Annotated in this window: 9 protein-coding genes; 3 read left to right on the forward strand and 6 right to left on the reverse strand. The window is 69.8% G+C overall.

All coding sequences use genetic code 11. The features are described from left to right. Positions 1 to 20: 20 nt before the first annotated feature. The 5 genes from QIS99_RS24985 to QIS99_RS25005 form a co-directional block, all read right to left on the reverse strand. Positions 21 to 1187 carry a glycosyltransferase gene (locus QIS99_RS24985; protein ID WP_282515885.1) on the reverse strand — a complete coding sequence of 389 codons (1167 nt, stop codon included), beginning with the start codon at positions 1185 to 1187 and terminating at the stop codon, positions 21 to 23. Beyond that, a complete protein-coding gene (locus tag QIS99_RS24990) occupies positions 1184 to 4159 on the reverse strand; it encodes a bifunctional glycosyltransferase/CDP-glycerol:glycerophosphate glycerophosphotransferase (RefSeq protein WP_282515886.1) in 2976 nt (991 codons plus the stop codon). The genes QIS99_RS24985 and QIS99_RS24990 overlap by 4 nt, the downstream gene beginning before the upstream one ends. Positions 4160 to 4497: 338 nt before the next feature. Then, on the reverse strand, positions 4498 to 9432 hold the full coding sequence (locus QIS99_RS24995) for an NAD-glutamate dehydrogenase (RefSeq protein WP_282515887.1): 4935 nt from the start codon (positions 9430 to 9432) through the stop codon (positions 4498 to 4500). A gap of 438 nt (positions 9433 to 9870) precedes the next feature. Further along, positions 9871 to 10539, reverse strand: a complete 669-nt coding sequence (locus QIS99_RS25000) for an HAD family hydrolase (RefSeq protein WP_282515888.1) — start codon at positions 10537 to 10539, stop codon at positions 9871 to 9873. A gap of 84 nt (positions 10540 to 10623) precedes the next feature. Then, a complete protein-coding gene (locus QIS99_RS25005; protein ID WP_282515889.1) occupies positions 10624 to 11130 on the reverse strand; it encodes a DUF6912 family protein in 507 nt (168 codons plus the stop codon). A gap of 299 nt (positions 11131 to 11429) precedes the next feature. Here QIS99_RS25005 and QIS99_RS25010 point away from each other — a divergent pair, with 299 nt between their 5' ends. After that, positions 11430 to 11915: an Rv3235 family protein gene (locus QIS99_RS25010; RefSeq protein ID WP_282515890.1), complete on the forward strand. Its 486-nt coding sequence runs from the start codon at positions 11430 to 11432 to the stop codon at positions 11913 to 11915. Between the two features lie 254 nt (positions 11916 to 12169). Here the strand turns inward: QIS99_RS25010 and secA are convergent, their stop codons facing one another. Then, positions 12170 to 15016, reverse strand: a complete 2847-nt coding sequence (gene secA, locus QIS99_RS25015) for a preprotein translocase subunit SecA (protein ID WP_282515891.1) — start codon at positions 15014 to 15016, stop codon at positions 12170 to 12172. Positions 15017 to 15264: 248 nt separating this feature from the next. On the opposite strand from secA, the gene QIS99_RS25020 reads away from it, so the two are divergent. Next, positions 15265 to 15849: a GNAT family N-acetyltransferase gene (locus QIS99_RS25020; protein ID WP_282515892.1), complete on the forward strand. Its 585-nt coding sequence runs from the start codon at positions 15265 to 15267 to the stop codon at positions 15847 to 15849. A gap of 29 nt (positions 15850 to 15878) precedes the next feature. Further along, entirely contained in the window at positions 15879 to 17051 is a 1173-nt protein-coding gene (locus tag QIS99_RS25025) for a winged helix-turn-helix domain-containing protein (protein WP_282515893.1), read from the forward strand. Positions 17052 to 17064: the final 13 nt, after the last annotated feature.

A 17064-nucleotide genomic window follows, 5' to 3' on the forward strand; every position in this document is an offset into this window, starting at 1 on the left:
CCGGCGCCCGCACACAGAACTCAGCGGTCCAGGAACGCGAACAGCTCCTCCCAGCGCCGCACGATCTCGCCGGTCGTGTAGCGCTGGACGTTCTGCCGCGCCAGCTCACCCATCTTGTCCCGCAGCTCCTTGTCGGACATCAACAGGTCCAGCTTGCGGGCGAGTTCGCCGGTGTTGCCGAGTCCGGCGAGCAGCCCGTCCTCGCCGTCGTGGACGATCTCGTGCACGCCCGGCGCGCAGTCGAACGCCGCGCACGGCACGGCCGCCGCCATCGCCTCCATCAGCGCCAGCGGGAAACCCTCACCGCGCGAGGACTGCACGAAGACCGAGCCGCCGCGCAGCGCCCCCGGCACATCGCCGGTCCGGCCCATCCACTCGACGGAGCCGTCGAGGCCGAGCGCGGTGCACTGCGCCTTCAGCATCTCCTCGTCCTCGCCGGAGCCGTAGATCCGCAGCGTCCAGTCCGGGTGCAGCGGCGCGACCTCCGCCCAGGTGTCCAGGAGCATGTCGATGCCCTTCTGGTCGTGCAGGCGGCCGATGCTGGTGACGACCTTCCCGGTGCGCGGCGAGGGCACCTCGGGCATGAACGGCAGCGGGTTCGGCAGGTACGACGCGTTGTCCATGCCGCCCTTGCGTATCCACAGGTCGGCGTCCTCGCGGGTGAGCGCGAGCATCCGGTCCACGTCCTTGTAGAACCTCCGCACCCGCCCGTAGCGCGAGCTGGCACGCGTGTACGCGTACGACTCGTGGCTCATGCCGATGACCGTCAGGCCCGCGGTGTCGGCGAGCGTCACCCACTCCATCGCCCACACCTGCGTGACGATCACGACCGCACCGGGCCGCGCCCGCCGGAACAGCGCGGTCAGCTTCGCCGCCTGCTCGTGCATGCCCGCCGTGCGCGCGGCCCGCAGCCGCCGCTCGGCGATGTTGAGTCGCCCCTTGATGCCTCGGGCCGGCCCGACGCGCGGCGGGTGCTCGTCGTAGAGCGTCGTCGTCGGGTACGGCAGGTCCGTGCCGATGTCCTGCGGCTCGGCGGGCTCGGTGATGCCGATGACGTGCACCCGGTGGCCCTGCTCGGTGAAGAGGCGGGCCATCTGGTGCGACCAGCTCGTGACTCCGCCCAGCTCGTTGACGCTGTTGCTGACGAAGAAGACGTCCCGCTGGGGGTGTTCCGTACGGGCGCTCATGAACGGCTCCAGTGCGAGAAGAACTGCTCGACGATGCTGCGGGCGGCGGTCCCCTTGTCGTACTCGCCGAACTCGGCCACGAACCGCTCCCGCTCCGGCTGGTACTTGGCGTCGTCCTCGGCCAGCGAGTCGAGCGCGCCGTACAGCTCGTCCTCGGTCCTCACCACCGGCCCCGGCGCGCGTTCGAGCAGGTCGAAGTAGGTGCCGCGGCCCTCGTGCGCGTACTCCTCGTAGTCGTACGCGAAGAACAGCAGCGGGCGGTCCAGGAGCGCGTAGTCGAACATCACCGAGGAGTAGTCCGTGATCAGCGCGTCGGACAGCTCCATCAGCGGGTTGACGTCGTGCCGGGCCGAGACGTCGATGACGGTGCCCCGCACGGACGGCGGCAGCACCACGTGGTTGAGGTAGTGCGCGCGCACCAACAGGACGTACCGGTCGCCGAGTTCCGCCGCGAACCGCTCCACGTCGAAGGGCAGCTCGAAGCGCTGGTTCCGGCCGCCGTGCTTGCGGAACGTGGGCGCGTAGAGCAGCACCTGCTTGTCCTCGGGGATGCCGAGCTCGGCGGCGAGCGGCCCGCGCGCCCGGCGCCCTGCGGCGGCCTCGCGCTCCCTGGCGTGCACCAGTGCGTCGTTACGCGGATAGCCGACGCGGAGCAGTGTCCTCTCCTGCAGCCGGAACGCCTTGGCGAGGGTGCGCACATCGTGCTCGGAGCGGATCAGGAACCGGTCGAAGCGGTTCAGGACCCGCTGCTGCTCCTGCTGCCGCGCCTTGGACTTGAGCTTCCAGGCCGCCTCGTCGAATCCCATCCGCTTGAGCGCGGAGCCGTGCCAGGTCTGGATGTAGGTGGTCTCCGGCCGCTTCGTCAGCTTCAGCGGATAGCTCTGGTTGTCGATCCAGAACTCGGCCTGGGCCAGGGCTCTGAGGTACGGCAGCGACCAGCGGCGTACGAGTGTGGCCTCGGCCGGGAATCCCTCCGGGGACCCGGCGTACGACCAGACCGCCTCGAACCGCAGGCCCTGGCGGAGCATCTCCTCGTAGATCGCCTTCGGGCTGTCGCTGTACTGCTTGCCGAGCTGGCTCTCGAAGACGACCAGGCCCTTCTTCACGGGCAGCCGGCTGAACACCTCGCCGTACACGCGGATTTTGGTCTCTCCCGAGGTGAGCTTCTTGCGCAGCTTTTTCGCCCTCTGGAAGCCGGACTTGGCGAGCTTGCCGGGACGGCCGTGGATGCCGCGTACGACGAGTTCGCGCACCCGCTCCTTGTCCTCGACGCGGTCGCGGGCGACCAGGCGGAAGGCGAGGTGGCCGCGCTGGGAGACCACGGGTTCGACGTGGTCGGCGACCATCCGGGTCAGCCGGGGCCGCACCGGAAGCAGGCCCTCCGCCAGGTCGTGCTCGCTCGCGGTCAGCCGGGTCGTGGTGCGCACCCCGTCCACGTCCAGTTTGAGGCGTACGTCCCACACCTCGTCGACGATGCCGAGCGGGCGGAGCTTCCCGGCGAGGTCGGCCTCGGCCTCCCAGCTCACGGAGTCGCCCTCGTGCCGCAGCACGGCCACCGGGAAGCGGAAGCTCTGCAGGCTGCGGCGGCGGGCGCGGAACTCCAGGTGGCCGGTGAGCCGCGCGCCCTCGGGGATCACGCCGAGCGGGTTGACGATCCGGCCGGCGAGGCGGACCGTGCCGCCACGCCCCGTGCCGCCACGCCCCGTGCCGCCACGCCCCGTGCCGCCACGCCCCGTGCCGCCGCGCGTCGTGCCGCCATGCGCCGTGCCGCCGCGCTCCGCGTAGCCGGTGAGGGTGTTGCGCAGGAACATCCGGTCGACGGTCCTGGTGTGGTGGCCGAGGTCGGTGACGTCCAGGACGTGCCGGCCGAAGGGGTCGTCGAGGTGTTCCGCGCACCAGTAGACATGTCCGTCGCGCTCCACGAGCGGGGCGGAGATCTTGTCGCGGTTGGTGAGGGTGTCGACCGCCGGGAGGAGGTTGTCCCAGTCGTTCTCCCGGAGGAGATAGGCGCAGACGGCCTGGATCGACTGCACCTCGTCGTAGGCCTCGGGGGCGAGCGAGGTGAGGTAGTCGCGGGCGATGCCGGCGAACTCCTGGCGGTAGGAGTCGTCGCGGAACGGCAGGTCGCGGAGGTGCAGGACGAGGTCGTGCTTGAGGAACTTGACGTCCTTGGCGAGCTTCAGCTCGGTCAGGCCGCGTTCGGCGAGGAGCGCGTCGATGCGGCGGTGGATCTCCATGCGGTGCACGAAGTTGGTCATCTCGTGCCGCCGGTTGGAGATCGACTTGGCGGCCGCCTTCTCGTAGACGTGCCAGAAATACACCTGGTTGGGTATGAGGGTGATGCGCTCCGCGGCGAGATACGCCTCGGCGATGAACATCAGGTCCTCGTAGAACATCCCTTTGAGGAACCGGAGTTGGTTCTCCATGAGGAAGCCGCGGCGGTACATCTTGTTCGTGGAGAGCGTGTCCCACACGAACAGGTCCGGCAGCTCGGTGACCGAATCCAGGACCTGGGTGCGCGCGTAGAGCCAGGGGTACCACTCGACGCGCTTCTGGTTCCGGCGGTCCAGATGCAGGCGTACGCACAGGCCGGAGACGATGTCGGAGCCGTCGCGCTCGGCGGCCTCCAGGAGATTGCGGCAGGCGTTGCGCTCCAGGACGTCGTCGCTGTCGAGGAACATCACGTACCGGCCGCGGGTGTGACCGATGCCCACGTTGCGCGGCTCGCCGCACCCGCCGCTGTTCTCCGGCAGCTGGAAGGCGCGCACCCGCCCCGGGTTCTCGGCGGCAAGCCACTGCGCCACCTCGTACGAGCCGTCGGTGCTGCAGTCGTCGACGATCACGACCTCGACGCCGCGCAGCGTCTGGTCGAGCACGGACCGCACGGCGGCGCGGAGCCGGGCTTCGTCGTTGTAGACGATCACTACGACGGAGACGTCGGGGTCACGTTCGCGGTCTGCGATCAAACCCATGTGTTCCTCCAGACAACCTGCACCGCTCGTTCAGCATCCTCTCGATTGTCCGACATGCCCGGTACGCGAGGCCGCGCACGTACGGCCGTTCCGGCGACAGGAGTCAAATGTGCCATACCGGTTGATTGGTGAAACTTTGGGGTCCAATCGGGCGATGCGGACGAGGCAGGCGAGGTAGGCCAGGTGGGCACAGCGGGAGGGCGGGACGGGGCGGGGCGGGGCGGGGCTAGGCGGGGCTAGGAGGGACAAATGACAGGGCACCCCGGCCTGAAGTTCAGGCCGGGGCGCCCTGGGGCTACCCGAAGTCGAGGTAGTGGTACGGACTCAGCCGTGCGTACTCAGCCGTGCGTACGCAGCAGCGTCCTCATCGTCCGCATCGCCACGGAGAGGTTCGCGAGGTCGAAGGCGTCCGAGCCCTGGATCTCGTCGAGCGTCGCCTTGGCACGGCCCAGGATCGCGGCGTTCTGCCCCTCCCAGGCCTTGTAGCGCTGCTCGGGCGTCGAGCTGCCGTTGCCGACCGCCAGCACATCCGCGGTGAGGGCCGCGTGCGCCGCGTACAGGTCCTCGCGGATCGCCGCACGCGCCATCGACTGCCAGCGGTCGCTGCGCGGCAGCGCGCTGATCCGGTCCATCAGCTGGGTGATCGACAGCCGGTCCGCCAGGTCGTAGTAGACCTCGGCGACATCGAGCGGCGCCTTGTCCATCCGGTCCGCGATCAGCACCACGTCGAGCGTCGGGAACGCCGAGGAGAACCCGGCCACCCGCTGCGCCAGCCCATCCGGCACTCCGGCGCCGGTCAGCTCCTCGAAGATCTGCTGGTGCCACTCCAGGTCCGCGCCGCGTACCAGGCTCGGCAGCTCCGACCAGACCTGCGTCACGCCCTCGCGGAAGAACTCGATGGTCTCCGCCAGGTCGATCGGCTGCGGCCGGTTGTTGAGCAGCCAGCGCGTGCCGCGCTCCACCAGGCGCCGCGAGTGCAGCCGGATCCGCGTCTGCACATCCGCCGCCACGACGTTGTCCAGCGCCTCGACCGCGTCCCAGACCTCGCCGAGCCCGAAGATCGCACGGGCCGCGGTGTGGGCGCGCACCACCTCTTCCAGCGAGGCGCCGGTCTCCTCGCGCATCCGGTGCAGGAAGCTCGTACCGCCCGAGTTGACCGTGTCGTTCACGAGGACCGTCGTGACGATCTCGCGGCGCAGCGCGTGCCCGTCGATCTGGTCGAGGAACCGCTCGCGCAGCGCCGTCGGGAAGTACGCGTGCAGCAGGCCCTGCAGGTACTTGTCGTCCGGCAGATCCGTGGAGAGCAGCGCCTCCGCGACGGTGATCTTCGTGTACGCGAGCAGCACCGCCGTCTCCGGCTGCGTCAGGCCGAGTCCGGCGTTCAGCCGCTCCCGGATCTGGCGGTCGGTCGGCAGGAACTCCAGGGCGCGGTCGAGGTGGCCCTCGCGCACCAGCGTGCGCAGGAAGCGCTGCTGGGCGTGGACCATGCTCGACGACTGGGCGAGGGCGTTGGCCAGGGCCGTGTTCTGCGCGTAGTTGTTGCGCAGCACCAGGCGGCCGACCTCGTCGGTCATCTCGGCGAGCAGCTTGTTGCGCTGCTTCACCGTCATGTCGCCGTCCGCGACCACGGAGTTGAGCAGGACCTTGATGTTCACCTCGTGGTCGGAGGTGTCCACGCCCGCGCTGTTGTCGATCGCGTCGGTGTTGACCCGGCCGCCCGTCCGCGCGAACTCGATCCGGCCCAGCTGCGTCAGGCCGAGGTTGCCGCCCTCGCCGACGACCTTGACCCGCAGGTCCGCGCCGTCGACCCGGATCGCGTCGTTGGCCTTGTCGCCGACGTCACCGTTGGACTCGGCGCTCGACTTCACGTACGTACCGATGCCGCCGTTCCACAGCAGGTCGACCGGCGACTGCAGGATCGCCTTCATCAGCTCGGCCGGGGTCATCTTGGCGATGCCCGACTCGATACCCAGGGCCTCCCGGATGTGCGCGTTCAGCGGGATGGACTTTGCGCTGCGCGGGAACACGCCGCCGCCCGCGGACAGCAGGTCCTTGTCGTAGTCCGCCCAGGACGAGCGCGGCAGCTCGAAGAGACGGCGCCGCTCTGCGTACGAGGTGGCGGCGTCCGGCTTCGGGTCGATGAAGATGTGACGGTGGTCGAAGGCGGCGACCAGGCGGATGTGCTCGGAGAGCAGCATGCCGTTGCCGAACACGTCACCGGACATGTCGCCGACGCCGACGACCGTGAAGTCCTCGTTCTGCGTGTCGTGGCCGAGCTCCTGGAAGTGCCGCTTCACGGACTCCCAGGCGCCGCGCGCGGTGATGCCCATGCCCTTGTGGTCGTACCCGGCCGAGCCACCGGACGCGAAGGCGTCGCCCAGCCAGAAGTTGTACGACTCCGCGACCTCGTTGGCGATGTCCGAGAACGTCGCCGTGCCCTTGTCGGCGGCGACCACCAGGTAGGTGTCGTCCTCGTCGTGACGCACCACATCGGCCGGCGGCACGACCTCGCCCGCGACCAGGTTGTCGGTGATGTCGAGCAGCGCCGAGATGAACGTCTTGTACGAGGCGATGCCCTCGGCGAGCCACGCGTCCCGGTCCACGCTCGGGTCGGGCAGCTGCTTGGCGACGAACCCGCCCTTCGCGCCGACCGGCACGATCACGGTGTTCTTCACCATCTGCGCCTTCACCAGGCCGAGGATCTCCGTACGGAAGTCCTCACGCCGGTCGGACCAGCGCAGGCCACCGCGCGCGACCTTGCCGAAGCGCAGGTGCACGCCCTCGACACGGGGCGAGTACACCCAGATCTCGTAGGCCGGACGGGGCTCCGGCAGGTCCGGGATCGTCTGCGGGTCCAGCTTCATGGAGACGTATGTGTGCGGCTTGCCGCCTTCCGCCTCCTGGAAGAAGTTGGTGCGCAGCGTGGCCTTGATGACGGTGAGGAAGGACCGCAGGATCCGGTCCTCGTCGAGCGAGGCCACCTGGTCGAGCGCGCCCTCCAGCTCTTCGAGGAGCCCGTCGATCAGCTCGGTGCCGGCCCGCTGCCGCTCCGGCGACATCCGCGCCTCGAAGAGGCTCACCAGCAGGCGCGTGGTGTGGACGTTGGTGCGGAGGGTGTCCTCCATGTAGTCCTGGCTGAACTTGGCGCCCGCCTGCCGCAGGTACTTGGCGTACGAGCGCAGCACCATCGCCTGCCGCCAGTTCAGCCCGGCGCCCAGGACCAGGGAGTTGAAGCCGTCGTTCTCGGCGAGCCCGGTCCAGACGGCGGCGAAAGCCTCCTGGAAACGCTCACGGGCGTCGTCCGCGAGGTAGTCGCCGTTCCCGGCGGCCTTCGGCATGCGCAGGCCGAAGTCGTAGATCCACGCGGTGGTGCCGTCGGCCGCGCGCAGCTCGTAGGGCCGCTCGTCGACGACCTCGCAGCCCAGGCGCTGCAGCACGGGAAGGACCGCGGAGAGGGAGACCTGGCCGCCGGCGCGGTAGATCTTGAAGCGCCGCTCGCCGGGTGCGGCGCCCACGGGCTCGTACAGCGAGAGCGCGAAGTCCTTCGGGCCCTGGGTGAGTTGCTCGACCCGCACCAGGTCGGCGACGGCGCCGCGCGGCGTGTGGTCGGCCTTGTAGCCCTCCTGGAAGGCGTTGCCGTAGCGCCGCAGCAGTTCGGCGGCGCGCTCCTCGCCGCACTCGGCGGTCAGCGCCTCCGCGAAGCCGTCGGCCCAGGACCGCGCGGCCTCGACGAGGCGGGCCTCGATGCGGTCCTTGTCGGCGTCGGACAGCTGCGGCAGCTCGGTGCCGGGCGTGACGCGGACGACGAAGTGCAGCCGGGAGAGGATCGACTCGGTGTTCCAGGCGGTGAAGTCGACGCTGGTGCCGCCGAGTTCCTCCTTCAGGATGTCGATGATCCGCAGCCGCACACCCGTGGTGTAGCGGTCCCGGGGCAGGTAGACGAGCGCCGAGTAGTACCTGCCGTACTCGTCCTTGCGCAGGTAGAGCCGCAGCCGGCGGCGCTCCTGCAGGTAGAGGACGGAGGTGACGATGGAGCGCAGCTCGTCGGCCGGGGTCTGGAAGAGCTCGTCGCGCGGGTACGTCTCCAGGATCTGCAGCAGGTCGCGGCCGTCGTGGCTGTTGGGCGAGAAGCCGGCCTGCTTGAGGACCTCGGCGACCTTGCGGCGGATCACCGGCACGCGGCGCACGGACTCGGTGTAGGCGGCGCTGGAGAACAGGCCCAGGAAGCGGCGCTCACCGATGACGTTGCCCTCGGCGTCGAACTTCTTCACGCCGACGTAGTCGAGGTAGCTGGGGCGGTGGACCGTGGCGCGGCTGTTGGCCTTGGTCAGGACGAGCAGCTTGTGCTCGCGGGCCTTGGCGCGGGCGTCGGCGGGCAGCCGGTTGAAGGAAGGGCTGACCGGGTGGCCGTGCACGTCCTCGCCGCTGTGCTTCGGGTCGGCGCGCAGGATGCCGAGGCCGGTGCCGGGGACGGCGCCCAGAGAGTCGTCCTCGTTCAGCTCGTACTCGCGGTAGCCGAGGAACGTGAAGTGGTCCGCGGCCAGCCAGCGCAGCAGCTCGCGGGCCTCCTCGACCTCCTGGTTCTGCAGGTCGTCGGCGGTCGGCTCGCTGGGCAGCTCGTCGGCGATGCACAGCGCGGCGTCGCGCATCTTCTCCCAGTCCTCGACGGCCTCGCGCACGTCGGACAGGACCCGCAGGAGGTCGTTGTTGATCTGCTTGAGGTCGGCCCGGTCGGTCTCCCGGTCCATCTCGACGTGGATCCAGGACTCGGTGAGCGTGTCGTGCGTGTCGGTGGGCGCACCGGCCGGGAGCACCTCGATGAGCTTGCCGGTGAGGTCCCGGCGGACGACCACCTGCGGGTGGATCACGACGTGGATGCCGCGGCCCTGGCGGGAGAGTTCGTTGGTGACCGAGTCGACCAGGAACGGCATGTCGTCGGTGACGACCTCGACGACGGAGTGCGAGCACGTCCAGCCGTTCTCCTCGACCGTCGGGGTGTGCACCCGGACGTTGGCGGTGCCCTGCGGGCGCTCCTCCGCGAGGCGGTAGTGCGAGAACGCGGCGCCGAAGACGTCGACCGGGTCCCGGTCCGCGAGGTCCTCCGGTGCGGTGTGCAGGTAGTAGCGCTGGAGATACGAGAGCACCGTGTCCTCGTCCGGGCGGTCTCCCGTATTGGCCCCCGTCGGAAGTTGCCCCCCGACCGGGCTGTTCTCAGCTACCCGGGCGGCCCGTGCGAGCAGCTCGGCCTTTGCTTCGTCCAGCTTGGTCTGCATGTCCTCTGGCTCCTGTCGCGCGCCGTTGCGTGACGTTGAAGAAAGTGATGTTTACGCCGGTGTGGCGGGCAAGCGCACTACGTCGGGACACGGGGTTTCCGGTCCCCGCCGACGCTATGCCTCGATGAGAGATGACCGGGGCGGTCTCGGCCATTTTCGGCTGCGTGCCCCGAATCCGAAGCGCGAAGATCGCCCGGGCACGCCGACGTACCGGGCACGGGCCGGGGGCTGCACTGCCCCCGAGGGATATCGCGCTGATCACGGGTCCAGGCTATCGCCCCGCACCGGGACCACGTCATGGGCTGTATGTGTACAAAAGACTGGCCCTTCCTTTGACACTCTGGACAGGGACAACACCCCCTGGTTCATGCGTCACCCCTCTCCGCCCCGGCCTCAGGCACCGGCGCACCGCACGATTCACGCCATCGGTCCGCCCCCTCAGGCCGCGAGCCGTCTCGCCTCGGTGACCGCCTCCGCGAGCGTGTCCACCACCGGGACGCCCGCCTCGGCGAGGCTGGTGCGGCTGTGCGAGCCGCCGGTGTAGAGCACCGCGCGGGCCCCCACGTGCGCGGCGGCCACCGCGTCGTCCACCGCATCCCCGATCACCACGATCCGGGCCGGGTCGACGGTCGCGGCCAGCGCGGCGACGTGCCGCTCCATGTGCTCGGCCTTGCCCCCGGCCGAGTTCCCCACGCGCCCGTCGACGCGTATGAAGTGGTGCTCGATGCCGTGCGTCCGCACGATCGGCAGCAGGCGGTCGTGCGGGGCGAGGGAGCACATCGACTGCGTGAGTCCGCCCGCCTGCCAGTCGGCCAGCAGCTCGCCCGCCCCTTCGGCGAGACCCGCGCTGTCCGCCAGGGACCAGTAGTGGCGGTGGAAGGCCTCGTCCATGACCTCCCACTGCTCGTCGGTGGGCAGGCGGCCCAGAAGCCGCTCGTAGAAGCGCGGCACCGGCACGCAGTACAGCTCGCGGTACCGCTCAAGCGTGATCGGCGGCAGGCCGATCTCCTCGAACGACGCGTTGGTGGCCTTGATGACCACGTCGATGTCGTGGAACAGCGTGCCGTTCCAGTCCCAGACGATGTGCGGTGCTTGCTGCTTCCCCATGCCCAAGACGGTACCCGCAGAACGCGATCCGCCCCGGAGCCTGTGGATAACTCGACGGAAGGCCTGGTCAGGAGGGGTTCTACCTCATCCTACGAGGTTCGGGATCTCCTGCGTCGCGAACCAGAGCAGCTCGTGGTCCTCCGCCCCGTCCACCGTGAACCGGGCGTCGTCGTCCCCCTGGTCCGCCGCGCCCAGGGCGTCCGCCGCCGCCCGCACGTCGGCCTCGGCGTCGTCCGCGTCGACGTGGACCGCGGCCGCCTTCGTCAGGGGCACCGGCCGGGCCAGGCGCACTTCGCCGAGCGTGCTGACGGTGAGCGCGTGGTCCGGGTCCACGCTCGCCTCGTTGTCCGGCACGTCCACGGCCACGACGACCCGCCGTCGCGGCGCCGCGGGGCTGCCGGCGAGCATCCGCAGGGAGGCGGACGCGGCCCGGTTCAGCGCCGCGTACTCCAGCTCCTCGATGTCGTCCGAGACGTACCACTCGCGCAGCGCCGGCGTCACCGCGTAGGCCGTCAGCGGGCCGGGGCCCAGCTCGCCCGCCTTGTGCGCCTCGGCGAGCCCGGGGAGGGTCAGGGGTACGTAGACGCGCATGGGCCGCCGCTTCCTTCGTCGTGGACGTGGGCTTGAGGACCCTCAGGATACGTGTCGGACGTCCCCCATCGGGTGGGCTGCTTCACCGCTCCACCCCGTCCCTTACGTCGGGATTATCCCCGGAATGAACGCCTCCGAGGCCAGTCGCCCCTTGGCCTCTCACTCTGATAGGTGATCTTTCGGAAGGGCTTTACGGAGAGTGATGCCACGTTGCGCGACAGGGCCTCCTGCCCCTACAAGAAATCCCGTAGCTACTGCCCGGTAGTAATTCCGGGCCCAGCAGATACGGGGAAACGATCATGGACGGCACGTACAACGACTCCCACGGTTCCAGGGCTTCCAGGGGCCCCGGCCGCCCGCGGAACGGCGGCTCCCGCCCCGGCGGGCGGGCGGTGACCAGGCCCGGCAACCGGCGCGACCAGCGCAGGCCCGCCGCCGTACCGGCACAGCGGAGGCGGTTCAAGCCGCACGAGCTGTTCGCCGAGCGGCTCCTCGCCGTGCTGAGCGGCGAGCGGCCGGTGCACTGGATGCTCAACCACACCGTCGGCCACGGCTACCAGCAGCTGGTCGAGCTCGCCCCGCACGCGCCGTTCCAGGCGCACGGGCCGCGCCCCGTCATCCGCACCTGCCGGGCCCTCCCGCTCAGCCCGGGTGTGGTCGAGGCCAGCGCGTGCATCGGCGCCGGGGACCAGGTGCGGGCGATGGCGTTCCGCCTTGAGCGCGGCTCCGACCTGCGCTGGCGCTGCGCCGCCGTGGAACTGGGCGGGGAACGCCAGCCCGTCTGAGCCTCGGGGCGGAGGAGGCCCCACGCCGCGGGGCCGGAAGCCCAGCATCCGCTGAGCCCCGGCCCCGACGACGCACGACGCACGACGACGTACGACGACGTACGCGCTATGTGTGCGCTGCGTGCCTGCCGACGGGGGCTACGCGTGCGCGCCTGCTGGCGCGGTTGCGCACGTGGTGCGTGCGTGCCTGCCACGCGCGGGCTGCGCACGTGGTGCGTGCGTGCCTGCCACGCGCGGGCTGCGCGCCGCTCGCGTCACTTCTTGCGGCGGCGGCCGCCCTTCTGGGCCTTGCGGCGCTCCGCGCGCGTCCTGCCGTTCGAGGACGAGCGGGCCGAACCGTCGTCGTCGTTGCTGAAGTCGCCCTCCACGACGCCGCCCTCGCCGTCGACCGTCGGCGCCGAGAAGTGCAGCCGGTCCGGGCGCTGCGGGGCCTCCAGGCCCTTGGCGCGGATCTCCGGACGACCGGCGCCCGCGGGCACCGCGTCCTCGACGGGCTCCTTCTCCAGGGACGGCGCCTTGTCCTCGACGGGGACCTCCTCGACCTGCTGCTCGACCTGGACCTCCAGGTTGAACAGGTAGCCGACGGACTCCTCCTTGATGCCCTCCATCATCGCGGTGAACATGTCGAAGCCCTCGCGCTGGTACTCGACCAGCGGGTCCTTCTGCGCCATCGCGCGCAGGCCGATGCCCTCCTGGAGGTAGTCCATCTCGTAGAGGTGCTCGCGCCACTTGCGGTCCAGGACGGACAGCACGACGCGGCGCTCCAGCTCGCGCATGATCTCCGAGCCGAGCTGCTCCTCGCGCGCGTCGTACTGCGCGTGGATGTCCTCCTTGATGGACTCGCTGATGAACTCGGCGGTCAGGCCCGCGCGGTCACCGGCCAGGTCCTCCAGCTCGTCGATGGTGACCTGCACCGGGTAGAGCTGCTTGAACGCGCCCCACAGGCGGTCCAGGTCCCACTCCTCGGCGAAGCCCTCGGCGGACTCCGCCTGGATGTACGCGTCGATCGTGTCGTCCATGAAGTGACGGATCTGCTCATGCAGGTCCTCGCCCTTCAGGACGCGGCGGCGCTCGCCGTAGATGACCTCGCGCTGCCGGTTCAGGACCTCGTCGTACTTGAGGACGTTCTTACGCGTCTCGAAGTTCTGCTGCTCGACCTGCGACTGGGCCGAGGCGATGGCGCGCGTGACCATCTTGTTCTCGATCGGGACGTCGTCCGGGACGTTCGCCATCGCCATCACGCGCTCGACCATCGCCGCCTTGAACAGGCGCATCAGGTCATCACCGAGCGAGAGGTAGAAGCGGGACTCGCCGGGGTCGCCCTGGCGGCCGGAACGACCGCGCAGCTGGTTGTCGATACGGCGCGACTCGTGCCGCTCGGTGCCCAGGACGTACAGCCCGCCGAGGTCCTTCACCTCGTCGTGCTCGGCCTTGACCGCCTCCTCCGCGCGCTCCAGGGCGGCGGGCAGGGCCCCGGCCCACTCCTCGATGTGCTCCTCGGGATCGAGGCCGTGCTGGCGCAGCTCGGCCTCGGCAAGGTCGTCGGGGTTGCCGCCGAGCTTGATGTCCGTTCCACGACCGGCCATGTTCGTGGCGACCGTGACGGCGCCCTTGCGGCCGGCCTGGGCGACGATCGACGCCTCCCGGTCGTGCTGCTTGGCGTTCAGCACCTCGTGCGGCACGCCGCGCTTGGCGAGCTGCTGCGAGAGGTACTCGGACTTCTCGACCGAGGTGGTGCCGACGAGGATCGGCTGGCCGTCGGCGTGCTTCTCGGCGATGTCGTCGACGACCGCGTCGAACTTGGCCTTCTCCGTGCGGTAGATCAGGTCCGACTGGTCCATACGGACCATGGGGCGGTTCGTCGGGATCGGAACGACGCCCAGCTTGTAGATCTGGTGGAACTCGGCGGCCTCCGTCATGGCCGTACCGGTCATTCCGGAGAGCTTGCTGTAGAGGCGGAAGAAGTTCTGCAGGGTGATCGTGGCGAGTGTCTGGTTCTCGTCCTTGATGTCCACCCCTTCCTTCGCCTCGATCGCCTGGTGCATGCCCTCGTTGTAGCGGCGGCCGGCGAGGATACGGCCGGTGTGCTCGTCGACGATCATGACTTCGCCGTCGATGACGACGTAGTCCTTGTCCTTCTTGAAGAGTTCCTTCGCCTTGATGGCGTTGTTGAGGTAACCGACGAGCGGGGTGTTCACCGACTCGTAGAGGTTGTCGATGCCCAGCCAGTCCTCGACCTTCTGGACGCCGGACTCGTGGATGGCGACGGTGCGCTTCTTCTCGTCGACCTCGTAGTCGCCGGTCTCCTCGATGCCCTTGAGCTGGTTGCCGGCCTCGCCCTTGGTCAGGCGGGTGACCAGCTTGGCGAAGTCGCCGTACCACTTGGTGGCCTGGTCGGCGGGGCCGGAGATGATCAGCGGCGTACGCGCCTCGTCGACGAGGATGGAGTCGACCTCGTCGACCACCGCGAAGTTGTGGCCCCGCTGGACGAGTTCGTCCTGGGACCAGGCCATGTTGTCGCGGAGGTAGTCGAAGCCGAACTCGTTGTTCGTGCCGTAGGTGATGTCGCAGTTGTACTGCTCGCGGCGCTGGGCCGGCGTCATGTTGGCGATGATGCAGCCGACGGACAGGCCCAGGAACTTGTGGACGCGGCCCATCAACTCGGAGTCGCGCTCGGCCAGATAGTCGTTGACCGTGATCAGGTGGACGCCCTTGCCGGACAGGGCGTTGAGGTACGTCGGCAGCGTGCCGACGAGGGTCTTGCCCTCACCCGTCTTCATCTCGGCGACATAGCCGAGGTGGAGGGCGGCGCCACCCATCAGCTGGACGTCGTAGTGCCGCTGGCCCAGGACGCGCTTGGCGGCCTCGCGGACCGTGGCGAAGGCCTCGGGCAGCAGGTCGTCGAGGCTGTCTCCGGACTTGCCTTCGCTGTCGACCCACTCCTGGTAACGCTCTTTGTACTCGTCCGTGAGGGCGCGCAGCTCGGCGTCGGAGAGGTTGACGAAGTCCTCTTCGATGGAGTTGACCTGGTCCGCGATGCGGTGCAGTTTGCGCAGGATCTTTCCTTCGCCTGCACGCATGAGCTTGTTGAAGACGGACACGAGGGTTGGTCTCCTTGCCGGTCGGGCCTGGCTCGGTCGGTTTCTTTCTCGGATTCGTGGCGGTTCGGGCACAGCAGGTGGGCCCCACCGCAACGGCCATCGTAAGCGAGGACGACTCCGGCTCGGGAGGGTCGTCGTGACGAAGGCCACCCGCCATTCTCCTGGAGAACGTTTCAGAGTCCCGCCAGGTGCCCGTGCGCTCGCCAAAAGTTCTGGCGCCCGTTGTCGGCACGGTCGAGAATCGACCGATGGAACCGGTCACACTCACCACTGAACGTCTGATTCTGCGCCCCCTCGGCCCCGACGACACCGAGGACTGCTTCGCCGCCTGCCAGGACCCCGGCATTCAGCGCTGGACGACCGTTCCCTCTCCTTATGAGCGCGAACACGCCGAGAACTTCACGCGGAACTTCGCCCCGGAGGCCTGGCGCACCAGCAGGGAGTACACGTTCGCGATCCGCACGCGCGCGCAGGGCGTTCTGGTGGCGGTGATGGGGATCATGGTGCGCGGTGAGGGCGCAGCGGAAGTGGGCTTCTGGTCGGTGAAGGAACAGCGTGGCCGCGGCCACGTCACCGAAGCGCTCCGCGCCCTGTCGCGCTGGGCGTTCACACGCGCGGCGATCGACCGTCTGGAGTGGCGCGCCGAAGTGGGGAACACCGCCTCACGCGCGGTGGCGGTCCGCGCCGGCTTCACCATGGAGGGCACGCTGCGCGCCGCTTTCCTGCACCGCGGCACCCGACGCGACTGCTGGGTCGGCTCACTGCTGCCCTCCGACCTCGAACTGCGGCCGCTGGACCCGTACTTGCCGGCGAATTCCGCAGGCCGGCCCTGACTGTCAGTGGCGGGCTCTACGGTACGGACATGACCTCCGCCGTGGCACCAGCCGTCCCCGAAGTCGAGCTCTCCGCCGCCGACACCCGCCGTATCGCCCTGCGCGCCCAGGGCTTCCTCGGCGCGCCCGACCGCCGGGGCGGGGTGCGCGGCGTCCTGCGCCACCTGGGCGCCGTCCAGCTCGACACGATCTCGGTGCTGGCCCGCTCCCACGAGCTGATCCCGTACGCACGGCTCGGCGCCGTCGGCCGCAGACCGGTGGAGGAGGCGTACTGGACGGACACACACGCCTTTGAGTACTGGTCGCACGCGGCGTGCATCCTGCCCATCGAGGAATGGCCGCACTTCGCCTTCCGCCGCCGCGCGTACCGCAACCGCCCGCACTGGCACCACGACCTGAAGCAGTCGGCGTACGACCAGGTGGTCAAGCAGCTGCACGCCGAAGGCCCGCTCACGGCCACCGAGTTGGGCGGCGCGAAGAACAAGGGCGAGTGGTGGGACTGGTCCGAGTCGAAGGTCGCCGTGGAGCGCGCGCTGATGTACGGCGAGGTGGTGTGTGTGGAGCGCCGCGGCTGGAAGCGGGTGTACGACCTGGCGGAGCGCGCCGTGCCGGGCGAGCTGCTCCATGACGATCTGGACGACCGGGAGTGTCTGCGACGCCTGGTGCGGCTGGCCGGCGAGGCGCTCGGCGTGGGCACGCGCTCCGACATCGCGGACTACCACCGGCTGAAGGGCGAGGAGTTCGACGCCGTGGTCGCCGATTCGGGTCTGGTGCCGGTGCGGGTCGAGGGCTGGGCCAAGCCGGCCTGGGCGGACCCGGCGGCCCTGGCGAGCGCCCCGCGGGGACGCCACAGGACGACGTTGCTGTCGCCGTTCGACTCCCTGGTCTGGGAACGGGCGCGCACGGAGCGGATCTTCGGCTTCACCCACCGCCTGGAGGCGTACGTCCCGAAGCCGAAGCGGGTGTACGGGTACTTCGCGATGCCGCTGCTGTCCGGGGGCCGCCTCCTGGGCCGCGTGGACCCGGCGCGCGAGGGCGGCACGCTGGTGGCGAAGCACGCCTCCCTGGACACGCCGAAGGCCGTGGAGCCCATGGCCGGGGCGCTGCGGGAGGCCGCCGGGTGGGTGGGCTGCGATCAGGTCCGGGTGGAGCGGGTGACACCGCCGGAGCTGCGGGCTCCGCTGGCGGCGGCCCTCGCCTGAGCCGCCGCCACCG

Origin of the sequence: Streptomyces solicavernae (genome assembly GCF_029968095.1) — a bacterium.
In the GTDB taxonomy this organism is placed as follows: Bacteria; Actinomycetota; Actinomycetes; order Streptomycetales; family Streptomycetaceae; genus Streptomyces; species Streptomyces solicavernae.